We start from the raw sequence: 24,420 nt of genomic DNA on the forward strand, positions 1-24,420 counted from the left end.
AACGTCACGAAAAAATCGTGACGTTTGTTTTTAGCAACAGCCTTTTCGGCAGGCTAGCTGTCGTGAAATTTCCAGTCCGGTTTCTGTCTGGGCTAATCCAGCTAGACCCGTACAACGCAATTCTGGTGGAATCATGCGGCCTACTTTATCAAAGCTGTCGATCGTTTCATCCAACGGAATCACTACATCAAATCCGGCGATGGCCATGTTGGCGGCCCCCAAAGCGTTCATACCGCACATCATATTTTTACCTAAACAAGGCACCTCTACTCGTACATCAACAGGGTCACAAACCATGCCAAAAATATTTTGCAAAGCCATCGAAGCAGCATTAGCGGCAGTTCGTGCTGAACCCCCCATCAGCTGTACCAAGGCTGCGGCAGTCATGCCTGATCCGGCGCCACACTCGGCCTGACAGCCGGCTACTTCTGCGGCAAAGGTCGCATACTCAGCTATGAAAACTCCGATGATCCCGGCAGCCAGCATGGCTTTGATGATCTCATCGTTGGATTTATTGTATTCTTTAGCAACGGCAAAAACTGTTCCCGGCAGCGCACCGCAGGAACCAGCGGTCGGTGCAGCTACGAATACGTTCATAGAGCTTTTGACTTCCATCATCGCTGTGATAAACGCAACAATATCCGCAGTCAGCGTCCCGCCAATCATCTGTGCTTTGTGTTCTTCAATTTTATAGGATTGATATCCTAATATTCGATCCTCGTATTCGGTGCCCTTCAAGCCTGTTTCGATTCCTTTACGCATGATAGCAACAATATCGGACATCTTATCATAGACTTCTTGTTCAGTAATGCTGCCGCGAACACTTTCGTACTTAGTTGCTAACTGCCAAAGTTCTAGCTGATCCTTTTCAGCCATCTGCAGCATTTCTTCTGCGGTTTTAAATGGAACCTGCTTTTCTTTTTGCGACATGATTGGTAAAACAGGATCAAAGGCAATTACCTCATCCACTTGGAAGAATTGGGCCAAGCCAGCAATCACTTCTGCAGAAACTGGCTGATGAGACTTAATATTCAAAAAGATCTTCTCACCTTCTAACCGTTGGTCCATTTGGCAAAAGCCAGTTACCTTTTCCTCGGTATAGGCCGCTAAATTCGAGATTGCAGCTGCAGGCGAATTCCCGTAGATCAAAGTTTCATAAAAACCACCAGAGATCGACACTGACTCACCTTGTATTTCAGTAAAGGCAATCATTCCACCACCAACTGATAAGGCCGTAGCCTTCACCTCTTCTCCTTGATCACTGCGAATAGTCATTCGGTAAGTGTTTGGATGCTCTGCTTTGTAAGGAACGATTCGGAAATTGATGGTCATTCCATCAGCTTCGGCTAACTCAATAGAGCGCAGTAAATCTTCATGGGTGGGCTCCATCCCTAACAGTCCGCCGACTAAGCCAACGTCAGAACATTGGGTGATATAACTAGCTGCTAAAGAACCCTTGGGATCAAAATCAGCTTGGAAATAATTGATCTTGCCTTTGACCATTTGGCGCAGCGCTTTACCAATACGAACAGAAGCAGCTGTATGAGAACTAGACGGACCGACCATCACTGGGCCTAGCACATCATTGAAAATACTTGCATATTCTGCCATTCAAATTCCTCCTTCAATTGCTTATTCCCAGACGGTTCCGACACCCTTTTCGGTTGCTTTATCGTAGATCGCTTTAGCCGTAACCAAATCCTGCGTACCAATCCCGACCGTTTCAAAAACAATAATTTCTTCGTCATTCTCGCGGCCAACTAAGTTCCCCAAAATTACTTCTCCAATATCACCAGTAAAATCTTCTTTTGTAATGGTTCCTTCTTCTAAAGGAATCAAAATATCCCCTGACTCAGATAGAACAGCTTCTTCTGAATCAAAATAGATTTTATCAGCTCGAGTTAAAATCACCGGGTCCATCTCCTGCATGTCATGCTGATACGCCCCTACACAGCTGACTGTCGCACCCTTCTTAACTTTATTACCATCAAAAACCGGTTTTTTGGAAGGGGTAACAGTAATAATTACATCTGCGCCCTCGATTGCCTCATCTGAGCTTTTGGCTGCCACAATGTGTGTACCATAGCTGGCAAGCTGCTGATTCATTTCTTGAACAAAATCCGCAGTTCGCTCAGGATTCATGTCAAAAACTTTCACTTCCTCTAAGTCCCGAGCACAAATCATCGCCTCTAATTGGCAGGCTGCTTGTCCACCAGTGCCGATTAAAGCTCCCTTCTGGGCATCTTTTCTAGCCAACACATCAAAAGCAGTTCCTGATGCAGCTCCTGTTCGTAATTGAGTGACAAAGGTGCCATCTAGGACCGAAGTAACAAAACCTGTTTCACCATCAATGAGTAAAACCTGCGCTGGTGCAGAAGGCAAGCCTTTATCAATGTTGTTAGGAAAAATATTGACCACCTTAATTCCTGCTGCCTTCATCGTTGGCACATATGCTGGCATAAACAAGAAGGTTCCTGATTGATCTTCACTAACGATTTGGGTACGTAGAGGCACTTCACTTTTCCCAGCCGAAAATAAAGAGAACGCCTCCTTGACCGCTTCAATGGCATCCTTCATTGTAAAAACTTGTTGAATATCTTTTTTTGACAATAACAACATTTCATCCACTCTCCTTTAGTTGTAAACGACTCTCATTAATGAAATTATAAGCCTTTTATCGAAAGGTTGTAAATACGTTTCATTGAATTAATCAGCATATTTCTCCTCCAAATAAAATCCTTTAATCATTTATCTTTAATCTTTTTTTCATAAATCTATTGACTTTACCCGAAATCTTTTATATGCTTTTATCAACAAAAAATTCTGACAATTGATAGGTGAATACCATGACATATAAAGCCAATAGCTTCAACAACTTATTATTATAGCAGGGACTCTTTAAGCAATTAAAAGAGAGTCCCTATTCGCATTGCATCGAGAAGAAAAATGGTTCTTCTTAGATGGGATGCTTTTTTTATACCTATTTTTTGTTAAGAGGAGCGGATGAAAATGAGAAAGATTCAATTTTTTGATACCACCCTGCGTGATGGTGAACAGACCCCCGGCGTAAATTTTAATACCAAGGAAAAAATTCAAATTGCGATGCAGCTGGAAAAATGGGGCATTGATGTAATCGAAGCCGGCTTTCCGATTGCCTCTCAAGGAGACTTCGAAGCAGTTAAGGCAATTGCTGAAAATGCAAAGCGCATGACTGTTGTAGGTCTGGCTCGCTGCCAGAAAAAAGACATCGATCGGGCGTATGAAGCCCTGAAGGATGCCGTAGATCCTCAAATTCACACCTTCCTAGCCACCAGCAATGTGCACATGGAATATAAATTAAAAATGACCAGAGAGGAAGTACTTGCTTCTATTAAAGAACATGTCGGCTATGCTCGGACGCTTTTTGAAAAGGTACAATTCTCACCGGAGGATGCTTCTCGGACAGATCGAGATTTCCTGCTGGAAGCTGTTCAAACAGCAATTGATGCTGGTGCTACAATTATCAACGTACCTGACACAGTTGGTTATTCCAACCCAACCGAATACGGCGGTATTTTCAAATACTTGATTGAACATATTAAAAGCGACCAGGAAATCACCTTCTCTTCACATTGTCATGACGATTTGGGGATGGCCACTGCCAACGCTCTAGCAGCCATTGAAAATGGTGCAAATCGGGTAGAGGGTGCCATCAACGGTATTGGTGAACGGGCCGGCAATACAGCATTGGAAGAGGTGGCTTTGGCGCTGCATATTCGCAAAGATTTCTACAACTGCGAATCAAATATTGTGCTGAACGAAACCAAACGCACCAGTGATCTTGTGTCAAGGTTATCAGGGATTCCGGTTCCTAGAAACAAAGCAATCATCGGCGACAATGCCTATGCGCATGAATCTGGAATTCATCAGGATGGTGTTTTGAAGAATCCAGAAACCTATGAGATTATCACACCGACTTTGGTGGGTGTCAGTCAAAACTCACTGCCGTTGGGCAAGCTGTCAGGGCGCCATGCTTTTGTAACAAAAATAGAAGAACTAGGCTATCAGTTGACGGATGAAGAAATTAAAACAGCCTTCAAGCGTTTTAAGGATTTGGCTGACAAGAAGAAACAAATTACAGATCAGGATTTGATTGCTTTGTTGACGGATCAGTCGCGGGAAGAAAGCGAACGCTGCAAGCTGGCGAACGTGCAAGTTCAATACAGCTCAGGCGGTTATCAAGGTGCGATCGTTTCGATTATCAATGAAGCTGGTGAAACCAAAGTAGCTTCTACGATCGGCTCAGGAAGTATCCAGGCCATTTATAATTCGATTGATGAGCTGTTCCAGCAAAAACCAGAACTATCCGAATATGAAATTCAAGCCATTACCGGCGGCGAGGATGCTCAGGCTGAGGTTCGTGTAACCTTACATGATCCAACAACCAAGCAAGACTTCCGTGGGATCGGTATTGATTTTGATGTATTGCAGGCTTCAGCTAAAGCGTACATCCAGGCGAGTAATCAAATGAAAGAACAGGAGTAAGGAAATGACGAAAAAAATTGTAGCTTTAGCCGGTGACGGCATCGGACCAGAAATTATGAACAGCGGCCTGCAGGTTTTAGCAGCGGCCGAAGCGTTAACTGGAGAACCCTTTGAGATTGCAGAACAGCCTTTCGGCGGAGCTGCGATTGATTTAACCGGACAGCCTTTACCAGAAGCTACCTTAAAGGCTTGTGAAGAAGCCGATGCCATTTTATTAGGAGCAATTGGCGGACCTAAGTGGGAAAAAGGACCAGAAACACCGGAAAAAGGCTTGCTGGCTTTACGTAAAGCATTAAATCTTTTTGCCAACATCCGACCAGTTACTGTTTCTGAAGCTTTGCTTCACCTGTCTCCTTTAAAACCAGAGATTATTAATGGCACAGATTTGGTTATCGTTCGTGAATTGACTAGCGGTATCTATTTCGGAGAACCTAGAGAGCTGGGAGTTGAGGAAGCTTACGACACCAACCGCTACCAAAAATTTGAAATCGAACGGATTTTGCGCAAAGGCTTTGAAATTGCTCAAACCCGCGGCAAAAAAGTTACCTCTGTAGACAAGGCCAATGTGTTGGCTACCAGCAAATTATGGCGTTCAGTTGCTGAAGAAGTGGCGAAGGATTACCCAGATTGTACCTTAGAACATCAATATGTCGATTCGGCGGCTATGAAGCTGATTCAAGCTCCAAGCAGCTTTGACGTTATTGTTACTGAAAACTTATTCGGCGACATTTTAAGTGATGAAGCTTCCGTATTACCTGGTTCGCTGGGTGTACTACCAAGTGCCAGTCATAGTTCTGAGGGGCCATCACTTTATGAACCAATTCATGGTTCAGCCCCAGATATCGCTGGCAAAGGCATTGCCAATCCAATTTCGATGATTTTGTCAGTGGCCTTAATGCTGCGTCAATCATTTAATGAAGAAAAAGCTGCACAAGCAATTGAAGCAGCTTGCGATGCAATCTTAAAAAAAGGCATTTTCACTGGCGACTTAGGCGGGAATGCTTCAACTGAAGAATTTACTCAAGCTGTACTAACAGAAATGAAGGGAGCATAACCAATGGCACAAACACTTTTTGATAAACTATGGAACCGCCACGTGGTGCAAGGCGAAGAAGGCGCACCCCAACTGCTTTATATTGATCTGCATTTGATTCACGAGGTAACTTCACCTCAGGCCTTCGCTGGAATTCGCGAGGCCGGTCGGAAATTGCGTCGTCCTGAGCGTACCTTTGCAACAATGGATCACAATACACCGACAGTTGATATTTTCAATTTTACCGATCTAGTAGCAAAAAAACAAATCGATACCTTGCGAGAAAATTGCGAGGAATTTGGCGTTACTCTTTGTGATAATGGCAGTGATCGTCAAGGAATCGTCCACATGGTTGGTCCTGAAACTGGATTGACTCAGCCAGGAAAAACGATTGTCTGCGGCGATTCCCATACGGCTACTCATGGCGCTTTTGGAGCTCTGGCTTTTGGGATTGGGACTAGTGAAGTGGAGCACGTTTTTGCAACACAATGCTTGTGGCAAAACAAACCGAAAAACATGGGCGTTAAAGTGACTGGTGAACTTCCTAAAGGTGTATACGCCAAGGATATTATCTTAGCTTTGATTGCCAAATATGGCACTGACTTTGGTGTAGGCTACGCTGCGGAATTTTATGGCGATACTATTCGTTCTCTATCGATGGAAGAGCGCATGACAATTTGTAATATGTCAATCGAAGGCGGAGCAAAAATCGGCTTGATTGCGCCGGATGAAAAAACGTTTGCTTATGTTGAAGGGCGCGAATATGCACCGAAGAATATGGAAGCCGCGATTAACGACTGGAAAGAATTGTATACCGATGAAGATGCGAAATACGATACGATCCTAACTTTGGATGCAAATGAATTGGTACCATTTGTAACTTGGGGAACCAATCCGGAGATGGGTGTGCCAGTGGATGGTACCTTCCCAGAGCCTGAAACAGAAGAATACAAAAAGGCCTATGAATATATGGACTTGAAACCTGGTCAAAAACCAACCGACATCAACATCGGCTATGTCTTTATTGGTTCTTGTACCAACGGGCGCCTATCTGATCTGCAGGAAGCTGCTCGCATGATCGAAGGTAAAAAGGTGAATGAAAATGTTACAGCAATCGTGGTTCCCGGCTCTCGACCTGTACGTAAAGCGGCTGAAAAAATCGGCTTGGACAAAATTTTTAAAGATGCCGGCTTTGAATGGCGTGAACCAGGCTGCTCGATGTGCCTAGGCATGAACCCTGACCGTGTACCACCAGGCGTTCACTGTGCATCAACCTCAAACCGCAATTTCAAAGGACGGCAAGGAAAAGATGCGCGGACCCATCTGTGTAGTCCAGCAATGGCGGCATTGGCTGCGCTAAACGGAACCTTTGTTGACATTCGCAAGGAGGCAATCTAATGGAAAAATTTACGGTTTATACTGGAACCACCGTTCCTTTTATGCAGGATAATATTGATACCGATCAAATTATTCCTAAAAACTTTTTAAAACAAGTAGATAAAAAGGGCTTCGGCAAGCACTTGTTTGATGAATGGCGTTACTTGGAGGATCGTTCACCGAATCCAGATTTCATTTTAAACGCGCCAGAACGTCAAACGGCGACGATTCTCGTTTCAGGTGAAAACTTCGGTTCAGGTTCTTCACGTGAGCACGCAGCTTGGGCTTTGCAGGATTACGGCTTCCATGCAGTCATTGCTGGCAGCTATAGCGATATTTTTTATATGAACGCTTTGAAAAATGGTTTGCTGCCGATCCGCATGCCCGCCGATGTCCGTAAAGAACTAAGTGAACTGCCAGCGGATGCTGAAGTAACGATTGATTTGCCGAATCAAACGATTGTCACACCAAATGCTCGTTATGAATTTCCTATTGATGCAACCTGGAAGGACAAACTGGTCAAGGGCTTGGATGACATTGCCATTACCTTGGAGCATGAAGCGGCGATTACGGCTTACGAAGAAAAAATGCCTAACTATTAAATACAGCAACAGGACCCATCGTATGGATGCGTCCTGTTTTTTTGCATGCACTGCAATCGATTTAATAATTAAGATAGCTACGATCACGATGATTTTAAGAACAGCTCGAAAGTTTTTTGGGAAAACATCTCTGTTTAAATCATCTATTCTGTCATAAACACTTCGCCGTTTTCTTCGCACCACTTATTTACAGCTTCGTAAATTGGCATCAATTCTATACCAGATCTCGTTAACTGATATTCTACTCGCGCTGGAATTTCAGGATACTCGATACGTTGAACTAATCCACTTTTTTCCAAATCCTTTAATTGAGCTGAGAGTATTTTGTGACTAATCGCTGGTAAAAGCCGTTTCAATTCTCCGTAACGCAGCGTATGCTTTTGTCCCAAATGATAGATTAGTTGGATTTTCCACTTGCCGCCAATGATGGATAAGATTTTTTCCAGCTTTTCAAATCCATAATCTGCTACGATACAGTAATCTTTATTTTCTTCCACTTGCTTACCTCCTAGTTAGTATCTTACTTATTTGTGCGTAATTGTGTAAGTTTTTTTCCTATTATATACTGAAAAAAACAATAAGGGAGAAAAACATCTATGTTGGAGTGTTTTTGTTTAATTGCAGCACTTGGTTTCTTCGCCAATGCACTACTGCATCTATTATTAATTGTTGGATTTCCATTAGGTGAATATGTACTGGGAGGTAAGCAGACGGTACTACCTTATTCTATGAGAATACTCAGTATGCTATTCTTGATTGTTTGGATCAGTGTTGGCATTTGCTATCTGAATTATGGAGGATTTATCAGTTTGTCTAGGCTGGAGCACCTGGACCGATGGGTAATTATTGCAGTAACGGTCTTTCTGCTTTTTGCGATTTTCTCGAATGCCTTTTTAACGAATAGTAAAAAAGAGCGTCTAGTAATGACTCCCTTTTGTCTAATCACCTTTATCCTCAGTATCGGTGTTTTATTTTTAACTTTAAAAAAATGGAACCCTCCTAGAAGGTCCCATCCTATAAAATTGTTTATAGTTTTTCGCCGTTTGATTCAATGACCTGTTTGTACCAATCAAAGGAATCTTTTTTGTAACGTTCCATGGTTCCATTACCTTCATTGTCGCGATCGACATAGATCATGCCGTAGCGTTTTTTCATTTCACCAGTAGTAAAAGAAACCAAATCAATGATGCCCCAAGGCGTATAGCCCATTAATTCAACACCATCATAATCAACGGCTTTTTTCAAGGCTTCGATATGTTTAGTTAAATAGTCAATCCGATTTTGATCATGAATGGAATGATCTTCTTCTACCTGATCAATTGCACCAAAGCCGTTTTCTACGATGAACAAGGGTAATTGATAACGATCATACAAACGATTCATAGTATAACGCAAGCCTTCAGGATCAATTGCCCATCCCCAGTCACTGCTTTCGATATACGGATTTTCCACACCGTTTGGTAAACCACCATTAACTACATTGCCTAAGTTATCATTGCTCACGTCAGCCTTTACAACGGTGGACATGTAATAGCTGAAGCCGATGTAGTCGACTGTTCCTTCTTTTAAGACTGCTAAATCTTCCTCGCGAATATCTATTTGGTAGCCTTCCCGTTCGAATTCTTTTAGCGCGTAAGTTGGGTAATATCCGCGAACATGGACATCTGCAAAGAAGAAACGCTGATGCATTGCTTCCTCAGCAGCCATAATGTCAGCAGGATTACATGAATAAGGATAAATTGGTACATGCGAAACCATACAGCCAATTTCAAATTCAGGATTAATTTTCTTACCGGCAATGACCGCTTTGGCGCTGGCAACTAATTCGTTATGAGCCACTTGGTACATCACTTCTTTTTCGTTTTCGCCTTCTTCAACCAATACTCCGGAGTTAGTCCATAAGAAAATGGGATTATTAGTATCCATTTGATTGTTGATTTCATTAAAGGTCATCCAGTATTTTACTTTATCCTTGTAACGATCAAAACAAGTCACTGCAAACTTTTCAAAGAAGTCAATCACTTTACGGTTACGGAAACCGCCGTACTCACGAGCTAAATGCAAAGGCATTTCAAAGTGAGATAATGTAATTACAGGTTCAATATTATGAGCCAATAGCTCATCAAATAAATCATCGTAAAATTGCAAGCCTGCTTCGTTAGGTGTTTCTTCATCACCATTTGGGAAAATGCGAGTCCAGGCAATCGAAGTTCGCAGACATTTTAAACCCATTTCAGCAAAAAGTTTTACATCTTCTTTATAGCGATGGTAGAAATCAATCGCTTCATGGTTCGGATAAAATTTATCAGCTTCGATGGTTGCTGTAATTTCCCGTGGTACACCATGAGCGCCAGCGGTCATAACATCAATCACACTAGGACCTTTGCCATCTGCATCCCATCCACCTTCGAATTGGTGAGCGGCTAAAGCGCCGCCCCATAAAAAGTTGTCGTTCATTTTGTTGTCCTCCTAATTAATTTTTAAAACTGCATCGTCCGGGCAAACTGTACCCAATTTTTCTTCTTCCACTGAATCATAGGTTAAGGTATTGGTCACAATGATTGGTGTGATTGTCGAATAGCCAGCTTGTTCAATAGCTGCTAAATCAATTTCCATCAATACGTCGCCTTTTTTCACCTTTTGGTCCTGCGCAACTAAACAGGTAAACGGTTTGCCTTCTAGGTTCACAGTATCTAATCCTACATGGATCAATACTTCTACCCCTTCATCAGAAGTTAAACCGATCGCATGTTTTGAAGCAAACAAGCTGGTTACAATACCATCAAACGGCGCATAAACTTTGTTGCTGGTAGGTTGAATCGCAATTCCTGAACCCATCGCTCCACTAGCAAATACTTCATCGGGTACTTCATTCAAACTAATGGCTTCGCCTTCTAGCGGTGAGCTGATAAAATGAGACACTAATGACCCTGGAACAGCTGCATCTTTTTCGATTTCTTGACTCATTTTGGCATCTTCTTCGATGGTTTCTCCAAAACCGAAAATTTGAATCAGTACTACTGGTCCTGCAATCGCAATTACACAGCCAATCACAATTCCGATAAATGAGGTTGGTACACTGCTGTCAATTCCATTAACAATCGTTAATAAGCCTGGCAGACCCGCATAAGCAAAGTAATAAGGCTGGAAGAAACTAGCAACGATTGCGCCAATTCCTCCTGAGAGACAACCAAAGATAAATGGTTTTTTGAAACGCAATGTTACACCATAAATAGCTGGCTCAGTAATTCCGAAAATCCCAGTAATAAAAGCTGAAAGCGAAACATTCTTCAGTTCTTTACTTTTCGCCTTCAGGAAGACACCTAGCACAGCTCCTACTTGAGCAACTACGGCAATTGTTTGGAAAGCTTGAAAAGAATCGCGTCCATACATGTCAAAGTTTGCCAAAACCATCGGCGTTACCCCCCAGTGAACACCGAAGATTACGACTACCTGCCAAAAACCGCCGATGATCGCGCCAGCCAATGGTGGTGCAACTGACACTAAGAAATTATACCCGTTAGCAATTGCTGTTGCGGTAATCGCTGAAGCTGGTCCTAAAACTAAAATCGTTAATGGCACCATGATTACTAGGCACAACAAGGGTGTAAATAATGGTTTAACCACATCTGGCAAGATCTTTTCGATCCCTTTTTCTACATAAGACAGTAACCACACTAAGATAAGCGGTGGTAAAACTGATGATGTATAGGTAGTCTCAGTCAAAGGAATACCGAAGAATGCTAAACTTTGTCCGCCGGCAATCTCAGCAGCCATCGTTGCCCAATCTGGCGATACTAAAGCCATCGCACAGGCTACCGCAATATACATATTTACCTTAAAATGCTTCGATGCCGTAATCGCAATGAAAATCGGCAGGAAAGTAAACGGTGCCCAAGAAATGAAGCTGAACACACGATACGTATCGGTGGTTGAAAAGGCTGGGAAAGCTAAATTAATAAGAATAAGTGCGCCCTGTAAAATCCCCGCTGCTGCCAATACATAAATAAAAGGTGCAAATACTGCAGACATAGTGGCAATAACGCGATTGAGAATACTTCCTTTAGGTTCTTCAACTTCTGAACTTGTATCAACATTTACCAGCTTGGTAAACGCATCATATACATCCCCTACATGGGTACCAATCACGATCTGAAATTGTCCATTATTAATCACTACCGAAATTACTCCAGGTAATTGTGAAATTTTCTCCTTAGCTCCTGCTGGCACTTCTGTCAAAACTAAACGCAGCCGGGTTGCACACCGGGTAACGTTTGCAATCTTATCTGCACCGATGATATCTAAAATATCTTGGGCTAATTTAGAATAATCTCTGACTTTACTCATTTTTCAACCTCTTTCTTTTTATTGTACCTACACATAATAATTGTGAATGCACAATTTGTCAAGACCTGTATAATTTTTTTGAACTGTGGTATGATACTAGCGAGAACAACACAAAGGGGAAACGATATGCTGAAATATATGGAAATCGCAGCGGATATTGAACGGACTATTGTTGATAATGATTTAGCACAAGGAACCAAGTTGCCAAAGTTTGATGAATTAATCAATAAATATGGGGTCAGTAAAAGTACGATCGTGAAGGCGTTAAATATTCTTGAAGGTCGGGGAGCTATTTATCAGATTCAAGGCAGTGGCGTTTTTGTCCGTCGCCGTAGTCGTTTAGGCTATATCAACATGATCGAAAATCAAGGCTTTACGACGAACTTGGATCATTTTGATATTACAGCGAAGGTCCTTTCGTTGGAGAAGATTGTTCCTGATCTGGAAGTGCGCGAAAATTTATTATGTAAGGAAAATGAGGAAGTTTATCGAGTAAAACGAATTCGCTATGTTAACGGACAAGTGCTTTGCATCGAGGAATCTTTTTTCAAAATGGACATTGTAACCTTTTTAAATTTGGAAATTGTTGGCGGCTCGATTTTCAATTATTTAGAAACTGCTTTGAAATTGAGTATTGGCTTCTCAGATAAATATTTGCACGTGGTTAAAGTAAATCAAGAAAGTAGTGAGTTACTGGGCTTACCGGTTGGCGATCCCGCATTGCTCATCGAAGAACTGTTTTATTTGTCCTCCGGTGTGCCTTTTGACTTTTCCCGAACTACTTACCATTATGAACACTCGCAATTTTTCGTTCAAAGCAGTAATTTGAATCATTAGTTTTTCGTTTGAACGCAAAAAAAGCAGCAAATCCTCGATTTGCTGCTTTGTCTTAATCCACAGTGCCTATTTTATTGATTGGCCAAAAGACGACTTTGGCATTGGCGAAAATTTCTTTTTCGTCTATTGCTCCCAGCATTCGACTATCTTTGGAGTTCTGACGGTTGTCCCCCATGACAAAATAAGTGCCCTCAGGAACTGTATAAACAAAGTTGTCTGTTAACAGCACTCCTTCAGGAAGAGCTTTTTTATTCTCAGCTAAGTAAGGCTCATCAATTTTCTCGCCATCAATATACAATTGATCATTCGCATACATGACTTCTTCTCCTGGCAGACCAATTACTCGCTTGATATAATCCTTATCCTCAACATCTGGTGCCGCAAAGGAGACAACATCCAAACGCTTAATTTCTCCCATTTTCAAGCCAAACAAGCGCTCGCTGTCTTGCAGGGTTGGATTCATTGAAGCACCAATGACTTCAATCGGGGTAAAGACAAAATGACGGGCTAGCAGCATGGTCACCATCGCACAGACAAAAAATACAATATCTGATACCTTAATCCAAGGTTCTTTCTTCAAACAACAACCTCCTAAATATCTTTTCTTTATTATAGCAAGAAAGATTTATAAAAAACAGTTGTTTTTAAATGTACTTCATATAGGAATGAGCAATACTTGGAAAAATATAAATCAATTCTTCCTGGTCAGGCGCTTTCAGCTTGGAATTCATTACGTCCAGTAATCCATCCACCGTTTCCACTGCATCGTTCCCAACATTCGTTACCCCAACCATGTAGTCATCTTTATCATAGACAAAAGTGATTTTATTAATCTCGTCATTTCCGACTTGATGGAACCAATCTTTTCCAGCATAATCCACCGCAGTAATCTTATACTTCTCAGGTGATTGCTCTGCCTCCTCTACTGTTATACCTGCCGTAGCGATTCGTGGTGAGGTAAAGACATTGTAAGCAATTGGTGGATAAACAATCGGCTGATTGGTGTCTCCCGCAAATAAATGCGCCAAATATTGTGACTCATAGGCAGCTACTGGCGTAATTTTCGGCTGCTTCTTGTCTAAAATATCCCCGGTTGCATAAACACCTGGAAGATTCGTTTCTAAATACTCGTTCACGGGAATGCCTTTTACTGCATCAAATTCCAGACCAATGCCTTCGAAGTTCATATTCTCGGTTTGAGGTACTCTTCCAGTGGCATCGATAACGTAATCAGTCGTATGCTGGTAGCCTTCTTTCCCATGCAGGACAATGCCATTTTCAGTTTGTTCAGCAGCTTCCAACGTAACCTTCATTTGGAATTTTACGCCGCGACGTTTTAGATCGTTTACGACTTCTTGAACATAGGGCTGATGGAAATCGCGTAAAATTTTGGTTCCTCGCAAAATGACGGTCACATCACTGCCAAAAGCATTGGCAATCGTCGCAAATTCCATTGCAATATATCCGCCACCGATCAGCGTCATACGTTCAGGCATCTCTTCCATCACAAGAAAATCTGTACTATCATGGAATAACTCACTACCAGGAATATTCAAACGATGTGGTAAACGACCACTGACAATGACAACTTTTTCCGCAGTATAGTTTGTATCTGCCACTTCAATTGTATGGCTGTCGACAAAGGTTCCATGACCGATAATCGTTTTCACGCCAGCATTTTCCAGCTTCTGCTTGTTGCTCTCAGCCAGACTGTCAATGACTTCATGCTTATGAGCCATTAAATCGTGCCAATTCAAGGCTGGCAGACTGTCAAACCCTCGACCCTGCAGATGCTCCACCTGGCGCAAAAGCTCCACTGGTCGATCCAACGTAATTTTTGCGTTACAGCCGCGATTGGTACAGACACCGCCAAATAGACCTTCTTCAATTACGCCAACCTTTAATCCCGCTTTCGCCATTGGAATGGCCCCATTCCATGCGCCCTGTCCACTGCCTAGAAATAATACATCAAAATCCATCAAACCGCTCCTTCGCTTTTCTTTTAATCTTACCATTGATTTCCTAACAAAACTGCGCTTTTGCTCATGATATAATAGAAGCAGGAATTTTTTGGCCCCTTCGTTGACAGAAATGGACCAATAGAAACGAGGAAATGTATGCTAACAATTAGTCAATTCTCGAAAATTGCCCAAGTGACTACCAAAACACTGCGCTATTACGACGAAATCGATTTACTGAAGCCCGCGATTATCGATCCAAATAACGGTTATCGTTATTACCAAAGTCATCAGATGGCGACCGTCTTTCTAATTCAAAAACTGCGCAAATACGAATGTTCATTAAATGAAATTAAAGAAGTTCTCCAGGACAATCAGTTACTGAAGCCGCTGCTGAAGAAAAAGCAGGCTGAAATTGACGCGAAGCTAAACAGCTATGCTTCTTTGACGGATTTGCTGGACAAGGATCTGACAGCTCTATCTGAGGGAAATCTATTTATGGCTCATCAGGAGAACATTGAAGTAGCCGCTACCCCAGAATTAACAATTTTTTCTATCCGTAAGGTCATCAACGTGAAGCATGCTGGAGAATTAATTAATGAGGTGTTTGAAGCTATCAGCAAAGAACCTTTCGAACCCATAGGAGCACCGCTGTTTATTTACCACAGCCCTGAATATAATCCTGAAAGCTATGACATGGAATTTGCTATACCAGTGCCAGAAGTTAGCCCAAGAACACGAAGCTTGCCTTCGGTTAGGGCGGCGAAGCTTTATTATGCTGGTAACTATCAGGGACTGACGGAGGCCTATCAGCAATTAGGCCAATGGGTGGAGCAGCAGGGCTATCAAGTAGTTGGGCCAACAATGGAGCTGTATTTAACAGATCCTAACACTACGGCTGCTGATAAAAATGAAGTATTGATTTATTTGCCGATTGATTAGAAGGCATAGCAAAGAACTAAAAACAGGATAAAAATCATGATCAGATCAAATAGCAGATTGTCTCGACGCTCTTTGAAGCAACCCCTGTTCTCTTCTGCATAATAATTCAGAATTGACAGTAGTAGATAAGAGCCAACAATCAGCATCCCGCGCCAAAATGAGTAAACGAATGTCGGCATTAGGACAATCGCCGCCAGCATAAGCAGCGTTAGGCATAGCTTGATGTACCAGATCTCTTTTTTAGCAAACATCTGAATCAACTCTCTCCTTTTTCTTCTATTATATAATAATCGCCAAAAACCCGCAGAAGATTCTTTTCTCTGCGGGTTCATTCTCTATTTTTCCTGTTCATGTTTTACTGGGCAGCTGCAGTCGCATTCTTCACAAGAACTGCCGTTTTTTATTTTCCGGTAGACGATCACACCGGCACTGCCAAAAATCAAAATAGATAAAACTATGGTTGCCATTCTTTCACCTCTTTGATGTGTTCAATCGTAACAGTTGGCGTACGTTTTGCAGGTTTTCTTACTAAGAAGTATAGCATGACGATGATTAAAGCTATCGCCAGAACTAAACCTAGGCCAATCGTTCCACCCTCAAAGATAACGTGGCCGATTTGATAAATAATAAAGCTGACTACATAAGCCAAACCACATTGATAAGCAATTGCTCGCAAGGTCCACTTCGTATCGCCCATCTCCCGATGAATCGCACCGATTGCCGCAAAGCACGGTGCACACAGCAAGTTGAATACTAAAAAGGAATAGCCGGCAACTGGTGTGTAGGCTGCTCTTAGGGCCTGCCAAATTTCCACACCATCCTCCGCTACTTCAGCATGACGATACAAAATACCAAAGGTGCCAATAACATTTTCCTTGGCTACCAAGCCCGTAATCGCCGCTACGGCACCGCGCCAGTCACCCCAGCCTAAAGGTGCAAAAATTGGAGCAATTAACCCACCTAAGAAAGCTAAGATGCTGTCGTTCTCATCCACTGATTGCAGTGAGAAGTCGTAGCTGGAAATAAACCAGATAATGATACTAGAAACAAAGATAATCGTTCCAGCCCGTTTTATAAAGGATTTGCTATGGTCATAGGTGTAGCGTAAGGTATTGCCAATTCTAGGCATATGATACAGCGGCAGCTCCATAATGAAGGGTGCTGGATCGCCAGCAAACAGCTTAGTTTTCTTTAAGGCAATCCCAGATAAGACAATCGCACCCATGCCAACAAAATATGCTGACGGCGCAACCCAGCTGCTGTTAGGGAAGAACGCGCCTGCCACTAGAGCAATAATTGGTAATTTTGCGGAACAAGGCATAAAGGTTGTTAACATCGCAGTCATACGACGATCTTTTTCATTTTCAATCGTTCGGCTGGCCATTACCCCAGGCACTCCACAGCCTGTCGCAATCAGCATCGGAATAAAAGATTTCCCTGACAAACCAAACTTGCGGAAAATTCGGTCCATAACGAAGGCAATCCGCGCCATGTAGCCGCAGTCTTCCAACAAAGCCAAACAGAAGAAGAGAACCATTAATTGCGGCAAGAAGCCTAACACTGCTCCAACACCTGCAATAATTCCATCTAAAATTAAGCTTTGCATCCACTCGGCCACATTCCATGAAGCCAAAGCATTGCCAACAAAATTCGGTACTGCTTCACCAAATAGGACGTCATTTACCCAGTCAGTCCCCATTACCCCAATGGTTTGAATCGAAATATAGTAAACGAGCCACATGACAAGGGCAAAAATTGGCAAAGCCAAAAATCGATTGGTAACCACACGGTCTATTTTATCCGAAACAGATAATTTAAATTCATTATGATCAACAATACAGAGTGTTCGCAAATTGGTAATAAACTCATAGCGCTCATTAATAATGATGGTTTCTGCATCATCGCCAATGATTTTTTCAGTAATTTTGATGGTCTCTTCAATTTCTTTTTGCTGGATATTGCTTAAGCTCAGCTGCTCTTGTGCACGTACATCTCTTTCAAACAGCTTTACACTGTACCAACGGCTATATTTTTCTAAAACCGTGTTGCCTAAGACTGAGACAATTTCACTAAGGGCGGCTTCTACTCGCTTGTCATAATGAGGATAGTTGGCTTCTTCAGGAGAGCCTTTTTTCGCTAGTTCGATCGCTTGCTCCACCGCTTTATCGACACCCCAATTTTTCAACGCACTAATACCTATAACCGGAACACCAAGCGCATAAGACAATTTTTCCAAATTGATTTGTTTGTCCTCTTTTTTGATCAAATCCATCATGTTGACTGCAACAACTACCGGAATTCCGGTCTCAATCAATTGCGTAGTCAAATACAAATTGCGTTCTAAATTCGTACCATCAATAATATTCAAAATGACATCCGGGATATCTGATAACAAATAATCGCGAGCTACTACCTCTTCTGGAGAATAAGGCGACAATGAATAGATCCCAGGCAGATCATCAATAATTATGTCATGCTGTTTCTTGTACTTTCCTTCTTTACGTTCAACGGTTACCCCCGGCCAATTCCCAACAAATTGATTGGTTCCAGTCAGTACATTAAAGGTACTAGTCTTTCCACTATTGGGATTACCGGCCAAAGCAATATGCAATTCTGCCATCTATTCCGCCTCCTTGGCTACAACAACCATCTCTGATTCACTTTTTCTCAAGCTTAATTCATATCCGCGAACCCGAATTTCCATTGGATCGCCTAAAGGTGCCAGCTTCACAACCTTCACCTTAGTTCCTTTCGTCAACCCCATATCCATCAAGCGACGCTTCACCGCACCACTGCCATGAACATTGACGATCTGACCTTCTTCACCAATAGCTAATTGATCTAATGAAGACCAGGCCTGCTGATCTTCTGTTATCTCTTTCACGAGAATATTCATTAATAAAGACTCGTCTAAAGCCACGCGGGTATTGTGTAATAAAACAATACTATTGTCTCCGGAATGATTTACTACAGCTACCTTTGTTCCTACTGTCATTCCCAAATCCTGCATGTGGCGTTTTAATTCACTATTTAATTGAATGGCTTCAATTTGTACCACCTGATTTAACGGCATTTCTGCTAATGTAGTCATGGCTCCTCCACCCGCTTTTCGCTCTCATTAATAATGATAATCTTTCTCATTTAGAATACAGTGATTGCCATGAGAAGTCAATAAATTCTTGAGCATTTCAGTTGACAAATCGCTGATTCTATAGTTGGATTTTGGTCAAAAAAGTTATTCTAACTTTTTTTATTTGCTAAAAAAAACGTTGACTAACATTGTTCTTTCTTTAAAACCGCTAAAATCTGTGTAATGGTGTGTTTTCACCATTTTCCAAAAAACACAAACTATTGTGCATGTGCTTTCTTGCAGCACAATATGTAGTATCTTGTAATTGACTTTTCTTCTATATCTTTTATACTAGAGAATGTAAAGAAAAAGGAGGCCTTCTTATGGTTAAAGTATATTCAAAAAACAACTGCATGCAATGCAAAATGACAAAACGTTATTTATCAGATAATAGTATTCCCTTTGAAGAAGTGAATATTGACAACGAGCCTGAAGCACTAGATTTCTTGAAAAACCAAGGTTTTCAAAGTGTTCCTGTCGTTTTCGGTGGTCAATCAGCCATTATCGGTTTCAGACCTGATCAACTAAAAGCCTTAGCTTAACCTGGAGCTTTGCAGTCGAAGGATTGCAAAGTTTCTTCTATTATAGCTCTACACTAATGGACTAATTTTTCAGCTGGAAGAATTAGTCCAAAACTATGAATAAGGAAAGAAGTGACGATATGAGCCTGAAAGACTTAGGAGACGTAAGCTACTTTAAACTAAACAATGAAATCAATCGTCCAGTTAATGGACAAATCCCCTTAAACAAAGACAAGGAAGCGTTAGAAGCCTTTTTTAAAGAAAACGCAGAACCAAATACCCGCAAATTTGCCAGCACCCAAGAAAAAATTGCTTATCTAGTAGAGCATGATTATTTAGAAGAAGAATTTATTGCTAAGTACTCGCCAGAATTTATTGATCGTTTATTTACCTTTTTAGATGAGCAAAATTTCACCTTCAAATCCTTTATGGCTGCTTACAAGTTTTATTCACAGTATGCCTTAAAGAACAACGAAGGCACTGAATACTTGGAAACTTATGAAGATCGTGTGGCTTACAATGCTTTGTACTTTGCCAACGGCGATGAGGAATTAGCCTTACGTCTAGCTGATGAAATGATTCATCAACGCTATCAGCCAGCGACTCCGTCCTTCTTGAATGCTGGTCGCAAACGTCGCGGTGAATTGGTTTCTTGTTTCTTGATCCAAGTAACTGATGACATGAACAGCATCGGCCGTTCGGTAAATTCAGCCTTACAGCTGTCACGAATTGGTGGCGGTGTTGGAATCAACCTGTCAAACTTGCGTGAAGCCGGTGCGCCAATTAAAGGATACGATGGAGCTGCCAGCGGTGTTGTTCCCGTAATGAAATTATTTGAAGATAGTTTTTCTTACTCCAATCAGTTAGGCCAACGTCAAGGTGCTGGTGTCGTTTACTTAGATGTTTTCCATCCAGACATTGAAGTATTCTTGTCTGCTAAAAAGGAAAATGCTGACGAAAAAATTCGGGTTAAAACCTTATCCTTAGGTGTCACTGTGCCAGATAAATTTTATGAATTGGCTCGTAAAAACGAGGATATGTACTTGTTTAGTCCTTATGGTGTTGAGCGTGAATATGGTGTTCCTTATTCTTACGTTGATATTACTAAAGAGTATGACAACCTAGTGGCGAACCCAAATATTCGCAAGAAAAAAATCCGCGCCCGCGATTTAGAAAATGAACTATCTAAACTGCAGCAGGAATCAGGTTATCCATATATTATCAATATTGATACAGCTAATAAAGCGAACCCTATTGATGGAAAAATCGTCATGAGTAATCTTTGTTCCGAAATTCTGCAGGTGCAAACACCTTCAGTAATTAACGATCGTCAAGAATACGATGAATTAGGAACAGATATTTCATGTAACTTAGGCTCAACCAATATTGTCAACCTGATGGACAGCCCAGATTTTGGTCAATCTGTTCGTACCATGGTTCGTGGTTTAACTTATATTACCGATGCTTCAAACATCGACGTCGTTCCTTCGATTCAAAATGGCAATAGCTTGAACCACACAATCGGTTTAGGTGCGATGGGCTTGCACAGCTTCTTTGCGAAAAACTTAATGGTTTATGGTTCTGAGGAATCAATTGATTTCACTAATATTTACTTTACCTTATTAAACTACTGGACCTTAATGGAAAGCAACCAAATTGCCAAAGAACGCAAACAAGTTTTCCATAATTTTGAAAAATCAAAATATGCCGATGGAACTTATTTCGACAAATATTTGACGAATGAATTCTTGCCTAAAACGGATAAAGTCAAAGAAATTTTCAAGGACATTTTTGTTCCAACCAAAGAAGATTGGCAAGCACTGAAAGAAGCGATTCAAGAAGACGGCTTGTATCACCAAAACCGTTTAGCTGTCGCTCCAAATGGTTCAATTTCATACATCAATGATACAAGTGCCAGCTTGCACCCAATCACTCGCTTAATTGAAGAACGTCAAGAAAAGAAAATTGGTAAAATTTACTATCCAGCTCCTTACTTGAATAATGAGACTTTGCCTTACTACACTTCTGCTTACGATATGGATATGCGGAAAGTGATCGATGTTTACGCAACGGCGCAACAACACATTGACCAAGGCATGAGCTTAACCTTGTTTATGCGTTCAGAAATCCCACGAGGCTTGTACGAATGGAAGAATGAAACCAAACAAACCACCCGTGACTTGAATATTTTACGGAACTACGCCTTCTACAAAGGCTGCAAATCCATTTATTACGTTCGTACCTTCACTGAGGATGCCGAAGAAATCGGCTCAAACCAATGTGAAAGCTGTGTGATTTAATTGCCAGTTGCCAGTCCTGCTTTTCACAGTTTAACAATTGTGAACATCAGACATGAATATTTCATCTATTATAGACTCATACTGTCTAGCAGGATGGTATGCGTACGACAATCAGACTAATTTTTCCAAAGAAAAATTATTTCCATGTTCAGGAGTTAGCCGCCAGTCCCAAACTTATCACTATACAAAAGACTAAGCACCTATCTCTGCACAGAAGAACGACAAGAACAAACATCACGAATCTATCTCGGTTCGTGATGTTTAACAGTAGTAAAGCAAGATCAAGGAGGAAACTACATGGCAGAAACTTATTACAAAGCCATTAACTGGAATGAAATTGAAGATGTCATTGATAAATCAACCTGGGAAAAGCTGACTGAGCAATTTTGGTTGGATACTCGGATTCCTTTATCCAATGACTTGGATGACTGGCGCAAGCTGTCTGATTTAGAGAAAAAAGTGGTTGGTTACGTTTTTGGCGGCTTAACACTTTTAGATACGGTTCAATCAGAAAGTGGCATGGAACAATTACGTGCGGATGTACGTACTCCCCATGAAGAAGCTGTTCTGAATAATATCCAATTTATGGAGTCTGTTCATGCTAAAAGCTATTCTTCTATTTTCAGTACATTAAATACGAAGGCAGAAATTGACGAGATCTTTGAATGGACCAACACCAATGTTTATTTGCAAAAGAAAGCAGAACGTGTGAATGAAATTTATAAAAACGGCACCCCGCTTGAGAAAAAAATCGCTAGTGTCTTTTTAGAAACCTTCCTATTCTACTCTGGTTTCTATACTCCGCTATATTATTTAGGCAACAACAAGTTGGCTAACGTAGCGGAAATTATCAAATTGATCATTCGCGACGAATCTGTTCATGGCACCTATATTGGCTACAAGTTCCAACGTGGCTTCAACGAGCAGCCGCAGGAAGAACAAGAACGCTTGAAGGAATGGATGTACGATTTATTGTATGAATTGTACGAAAACGAAGAACGTTATACAGAAGAATTGTACGATGAAATTGGCTGGACTGAAGAAGTCAAAACCTTCTTGCGCTACAATGCCAACAAAGCTTTGATGAACTTGGGAATGGACCCACTGTTCCCAGACACTGCTGATGATGTAAATCCGATCGTGATGAACGGTATCTCTACCGGTACCAGCAACCACGACTTCTTCTCCCAAGTTGGAAATGGCTATCTGTTAGGCCAAGTAGAAGCGATGCAAGACGATGACTACCTAATCGGGATGGATTAAAAAAAACCTTTATGACTGCAAGCACAATCGGCAGTCATAAAGGTTTTTTTATACATTAATCAATCGCAGCTTGGTAATGTTTTTGTACATGGACAAATCCTCAATGACATCTGTGTAGGATAAGCCCTTCGGCAGATCAATCGTGTATACGTTAGTATAAATCCGGTAATCATTGCGGAAGTCAACATTGAAATCGACATTGTCTACTTCGATTTTTTTGCTTTCGAAATAGTTCATGATGAATTCTTTGGTTTCTTCTCGGTGAATGAAGCGTATTTCCAGCTTTTTAACCGCATGAACCTTGATGATTTTTTTTACCACTGTTAACGCCAGCATTACTCCTACAAAACTGGCAAGTGCAATATTGTAATACCCCATTCCAATTGCCAAGCCTAACCCAGCACCTGCCCAAATCGAAGCCGCTGTAGTCAACCCCGTAATCGAGCGATTGGTCACGATGATCGTCCCCGCCCCTAAAAAGCCGACACCGCTAACTACTTGTGCGATTAGGCGGGCTTCATCGGAACGAACGACTCCTGCTAAGTTAGGATTTTCGATGGCGTACCGTAGGGAATTGCTGGCAATCTCGGTTTGAATCAAAGCAATAATGGTTGCCCCCATACAAACAAGAATATGAGTGCGAATCCCTGCCGGTCGATTGCGATACTCTCGCTCGATACCGATTGCTCCGCCCATAACCATCGCAATCAGCAAACGAAGCATAATCTCTGTAATAGATAAATCCATTTCCATTCCGATCACCTCTAGTTAAGTATAGCACGTCGGCGAAGGAACAATTATTCAGAACCCTTCAATTGCGTCAATTCTGCTCTACTTAGTTCACGGTATGCACCCTTTGCCAAATCATTCGGTAAAGAGAGTCCACCCATGCGAAGACGTTTTAAATACGTCACTTCTTTTCCGCAGGCTTTCACCATCCGCTTCACTTGATGAAATTTCCCCTCCTGTAAAATAATTCGCACGATTGAGGTTTGTTTCTCTTCATTGATTGCATCAATTATCAGCTCTGCTGGCAAAGTTAACGCGCCATCCATGGGAATGCCTTCATGAAAACGCTGTTGATCGGTGGCTGTCATCACACCCGCCACCTGTGCCAAATACTCTTTTTCCACATGCTTTTTCGGTGACAGCAATTCATGGGCCAACTGACCATCATTAGTAATAAGAAGAAAGCCTTCAGTATCCTTATCCAAACGTCCCACAGGAAATAAATCACTGCGATAATCTTGGGCCGCAAATAGATCCAGCACTGTACGATCCTTTTTATCTTCAGTGGCACTAACTACTCCAGCTGGTTTGTGTAGCAAATAATAGTAATATTCTTGATAATTCAAGACTTCCCCAGCATAAGCCACTCGATCTTTTTCAGGCTCAACCTGAAGTTTGTCCTTTTTTTCAACTTGGTCATTGACTGTAATTAGACCTTTTTTTATCAGCTGTTTGACTTCTTTTCGGCTGCCTAATCCAGCCTCGGCTAAAAATTTATCTAAACGCATGTTTTTCTCCCTATGTTTTTTTCCATTATGCCACAGAAAAGGACCGGCACAAAAGAAAAAACCGACGAT

Annotated in this window: 23 protein-coding genes; 10 read left to right on the top strand and 13 right to left on the bottom strand. The window is 41.6% G+C overall.

Features of this window, described 5'->3' with window-relative positions:
• Positions 1-30 precede the first annotated feature (30 nt).
• Complete coding sequence (locus I588_RS07085) at positions 31-1,611, bottom strand: L-serine ammonia-lyase, iron-sulfur-dependent, subunit alpha (RefSeq protein ID WP_010755734.1); 1,581 nt, start codon at positions 1,609-1,611, stop codon at positions 31-33.
• 21 nt (positions 1,612-1,632) lie between these two features.
• Entirely contained in the window at positions 1,633-2,619 is a 987-nt protein-coding gene (locus I588_RS07090; RefSeq protein ID WP_010755733.1) for an ornithine cyclodeaminase family protein, read from the bottom strand.
• 390 nt (positions 2,620-3,009) lie between these two features.
• Here I588_RS07090 and I588_RS07095 point away from each other — a divergent pair, with 390 nt between their 5' ends.
• The 4 genes from I588_RS07095 to leuD are packed head-to-tail and all read left to right on the top strand — an operon-like array spanning position 3,010 to position 7,536.
• Positions 3,010-4,524 carry a 2-isopropylmalate synthase gene (locus I588_RS07095; protein ID WP_010755732.1) on the top strand — a complete coding sequence of 505 codons (1,515 nt, stop codon included), beginning with the start codon at positions 3,010-3,012 and terminating at the stop codon, positions 4,522-4,524.
• A 4-nt stretch (positions 4,525-4,528) separates the two neighbouring features.
• Complete coding sequence (gene leuB / locus I588_RS07100; protein ID WP_010755731.1) at positions 4,529-5,578, top strand: 3-isopropylmalate dehydrogenase; 1,050 nt, start codon at positions 4,529-4,531, stop codon at positions 5,576-5,578.
• 3 nt (positions 5,579-5,581) lie between these two features.
• Complete coding sequence (leuC, locus tag I588_RS07105) at positions 5,582-6,955, top strand: 3-isopropylmalate dehydratase large subunit (protein WP_010755730.1); 1,374 nt, start codon at positions 5,582-5,584, stop codon at positions 6,953-6,955.
• Entirely contained in the window at positions 6,955-7,536 is a 582-nt protein-coding gene (gene leuD / locus I588_RS07110; protein ID WP_010755729.1) for a 3-isopropylmalate dehydratase small subunit, read from the top strand. The genes leuC and leuD overlap by 1 nt, the downstream gene beginning before the upstream one ends.
• Positions 7,537-7,679: 143 nt before the next feature.
• Here leuD and I588_RS07115 read toward each other — a convergent pair whose 3' ends face one another.
• Positions 7,680-8,033: a winged helix-turn-helix transcriptional regulator gene (locus I588_RS07115; protein WP_010755728.1), complete on the bottom strand. Its 354-nt coding sequence runs from the start codon at positions 8,031-8,033 to the stop codon at positions 7,680-7,682.
• A gap of 99 nt (positions 8,034-8,132) precedes the next feature.
• Between I588_RS07115 and I588_RS07120 the strand changes: the two genes are divergently transcribed.
• Complete coding sequence (locus tag I588_RS07120; RefSeq protein WP_010755727.1) at positions 8,133-8,591, top strand: hypothetical protein; 459 nt, start codon at positions 8,133-8,135, stop codon at positions 8,589-8,591.
• On the opposite strand, the gene I588_RS07125 is transcribed toward I588_RS07120, so the two are convergent.
• Both I588_RS07125 and I588_RS07130 read right to left on the bottom strand, forming a co-directional pair.
• Positions 8,563-9,993: a 6-phospho-beta-glucosidase gene (locus tag I588_RS07125; RefSeq protein WP_010755726.1), complete on the bottom strand. Its 1,431-nt coding sequence runs from the start codon at positions 9,991-9,993 to the stop codon at positions 8,563-8,565. The two genes, I588_RS07120 and I588_RS07125, sit on opposite strands and share 29 nt — an antisense overlap.
• Before the next feature lie 12 nt (positions 9,994-10,005).
• Positions 10,006-11,883, bottom strand: a complete 1,878-nt coding sequence (locus I588_RS07130) for a beta-glucoside-specific PTS transporter subunit IIABC (RefSeq protein ID WP_010755725.1) — start codon at positions 11,881-11,883, stop codon at positions 10,006-10,008.
• A 126-nt stretch (positions 11,884-12,009) separates the two neighbouring features.
• Here I588_RS07130 and I588_RS07135 point away from each other — a divergent pair, with 126 nt between their 5' ends.
• Entirely contained in the window at positions 12,010-12,720 is a 711-nt protein-coding gene (locus I588_RS07135; protein ID WP_010755724.1) for a GntR family transcriptional regulator, read from the top strand.
• 52 nt (positions 12,721-12,772) lie between these two features.
• Here the strand turns inward: I588_RS07135 and lepB are convergent, their stop codons facing one another.
• Both lepB and I588_RS07145 read right to left on the bottom strand, forming a co-directional pair.
• Positions 12,773-13,300 carry a signal peptidase I gene (gene lepB / locus I588_RS07140; protein WP_010755723.1) on the bottom strand — a complete coding sequence of 176 codons (528 nt, stop codon included), beginning with the start codon at positions 13,298-13,300 and terminating at the stop codon, positions 12,773-12,775.
• A 64-nt stretch (positions 13,301-13,364) separates the two neighbouring features.
• A complete protein-coding gene (locus I588_RS07145; protein ID WP_010755722.1) occupies positions 13,365-14,699 on the bottom strand; it encodes a dihydrolipoyl dehydrogenase family protein in 1,335 nt (444 codons plus the stop codon).
• Positions 14,700-14,837: 138 nt separating this feature from the next.
• On the opposite strand from I588_RS07145, the gene I588_RS07150 reads away from it, so the two are divergent.
• Positions 14,838-15,620 carry a MerR family transcriptional regulator gene (locus tag I588_RS07150; RefSeq protein WP_010755721.1) on the top strand — a complete coding sequence of 261 codons (783 nt, stop codon included), beginning with the start codon at positions 14,838-14,840 and terminating at the stop codon, positions 15,618-15,620.
• Here I588_RS07150 and I588_RS07155 read toward each other — a convergent pair.
• The 4 genes from I588_RS07155 to I588_RS07165 are packed head-to-tail and all read right to left on the bottom strand — an operon-like array spanning position 15,617 to position 18,711.
• Positions 15,617-15,952 carry a hypothetical protein gene (locus I588_RS07155; protein WP_139243994.1) on the bottom strand — a complete coding sequence of 112 codons (336 nt, stop codon included), beginning with the start codon at positions 15,950-15,952 and terminating at the stop codon, positions 15,617-15,619. The genes I588_RS07150 and I588_RS07155 overlap by 4 nt on opposite strands.
• Before the next feature lie 3 nt (positions 15,953-15,955).
• A complete protein-coding gene (locus I588_RS27250; RefSeq protein ID WP_139243993.1) occupies positions 15,956-16,087 on the bottom strand; it encodes a FeoB-associated Cys-rich membrane protein in 132 nt (43 codons plus the stop codon).
• Complete coding sequence (feoB, locus tag I588_RS07160; protein ID WP_010755719.1) at positions 16,075-18,240, bottom strand: ferrous iron transport protein B; 2,166 nt, start codon at positions 18,238-18,240, stop codon at positions 16,075-16,077. The genes I588_RS27250 and feoB overlap by 13 nt, the downstream gene beginning before the upstream one ends.
• The gene (locus I588_RS07165) at positions 18,241-18,711 is read right to left on the bottom strand and encodes a FeoA family protein (protein WP_010755718.1); all 471 of its coding nucleotides are present in this window, start codon (positions 18,709-18,711) and stop codon (positions 18,241-18,243) included.
• 362 nt (positions 18,712-19,073) lie between these two features.
• On the opposite strand from I588_RS07165, the gene nrdH reads away from it, so the two are divergent.
• The 3 genes from nrdH to nrdF all read left to right on the top strand — a co-directional run bounded on the left by nrdH (position 19,074) and on the right by nrdF (position 22,834).
• Positions 19,074-19,292, top strand: coding sequence for a glutaredoxin-like protein NrdH (gene nrdH / locus I588_RS07170; RefSeq protein WP_010755717.1), 219 nt, complete (start codon positions 19,074-19,076; stop codon positions 19,290-19,292).
• A 119-nt stretch (positions 19,293-19,411) separates the two neighbouring features.
• Positions 19,412-21,571: a class 1b ribonucleoside-diphosphate reductase subunit alpha gene (nrdE, locus tag I588_RS07175; RefSeq protein WP_010755716.1), complete on the top strand. Its 2,160-nt coding sequence runs from the start codon at positions 19,412-19,414 to the stop codon at positions 21,569-21,571.
• 297 nt (positions 21,572-21,868) lie between these two features.
• Positions 21,869-22,834: a class 1b ribonucleoside-diphosphate reductase subunit beta gene (nrdF, locus tag I588_RS07180; protein WP_010755715.1), complete on the top strand. Its 966-nt coding sequence runs from the start codon at positions 21,869-21,871 to the stop codon at positions 22,832-22,834.
• Positions 22,835-22,882: 48 nt separating this feature from the next.
• Here the strand turns inward: nrdF and I588_RS07185 are convergent, their stop codons facing one another.
• Together I588_RS07185 and I588_RS07190 are read right to left on the bottom strand one after the other, a co-directional pair.
• Entirely contained in the window at positions 22,883-23,587 is a 705-nt protein-coding gene (locus I588_RS07185; RefSeq protein WP_010755714.1) for an MgtC/SapB family protein, read from the bottom strand.
• Positions 23,588-23,631: 44 nt separating this feature from the next.
• A complete protein-coding gene (locus tag I588_RS07190; protein WP_010755713.1) occupies positions 23,632-24,351 on the bottom strand; it encodes a pseudouridine synthase in 720 nt (239 codons plus the stop codon).
• Between the last annotated feature and the right edge of the window lie 69 nt (positions 24,352-24,420).

This window comes from Enterococcus pallens ATCC BAA-351 (genome assembly GCF_000407485.1).
GTDB classification, from domain to species: Bacteria; Bacillota; Bacilli; order Lactobacillales; family Enterococcaceae; genus Enterococcus_A; species Enterococcus_A pallens.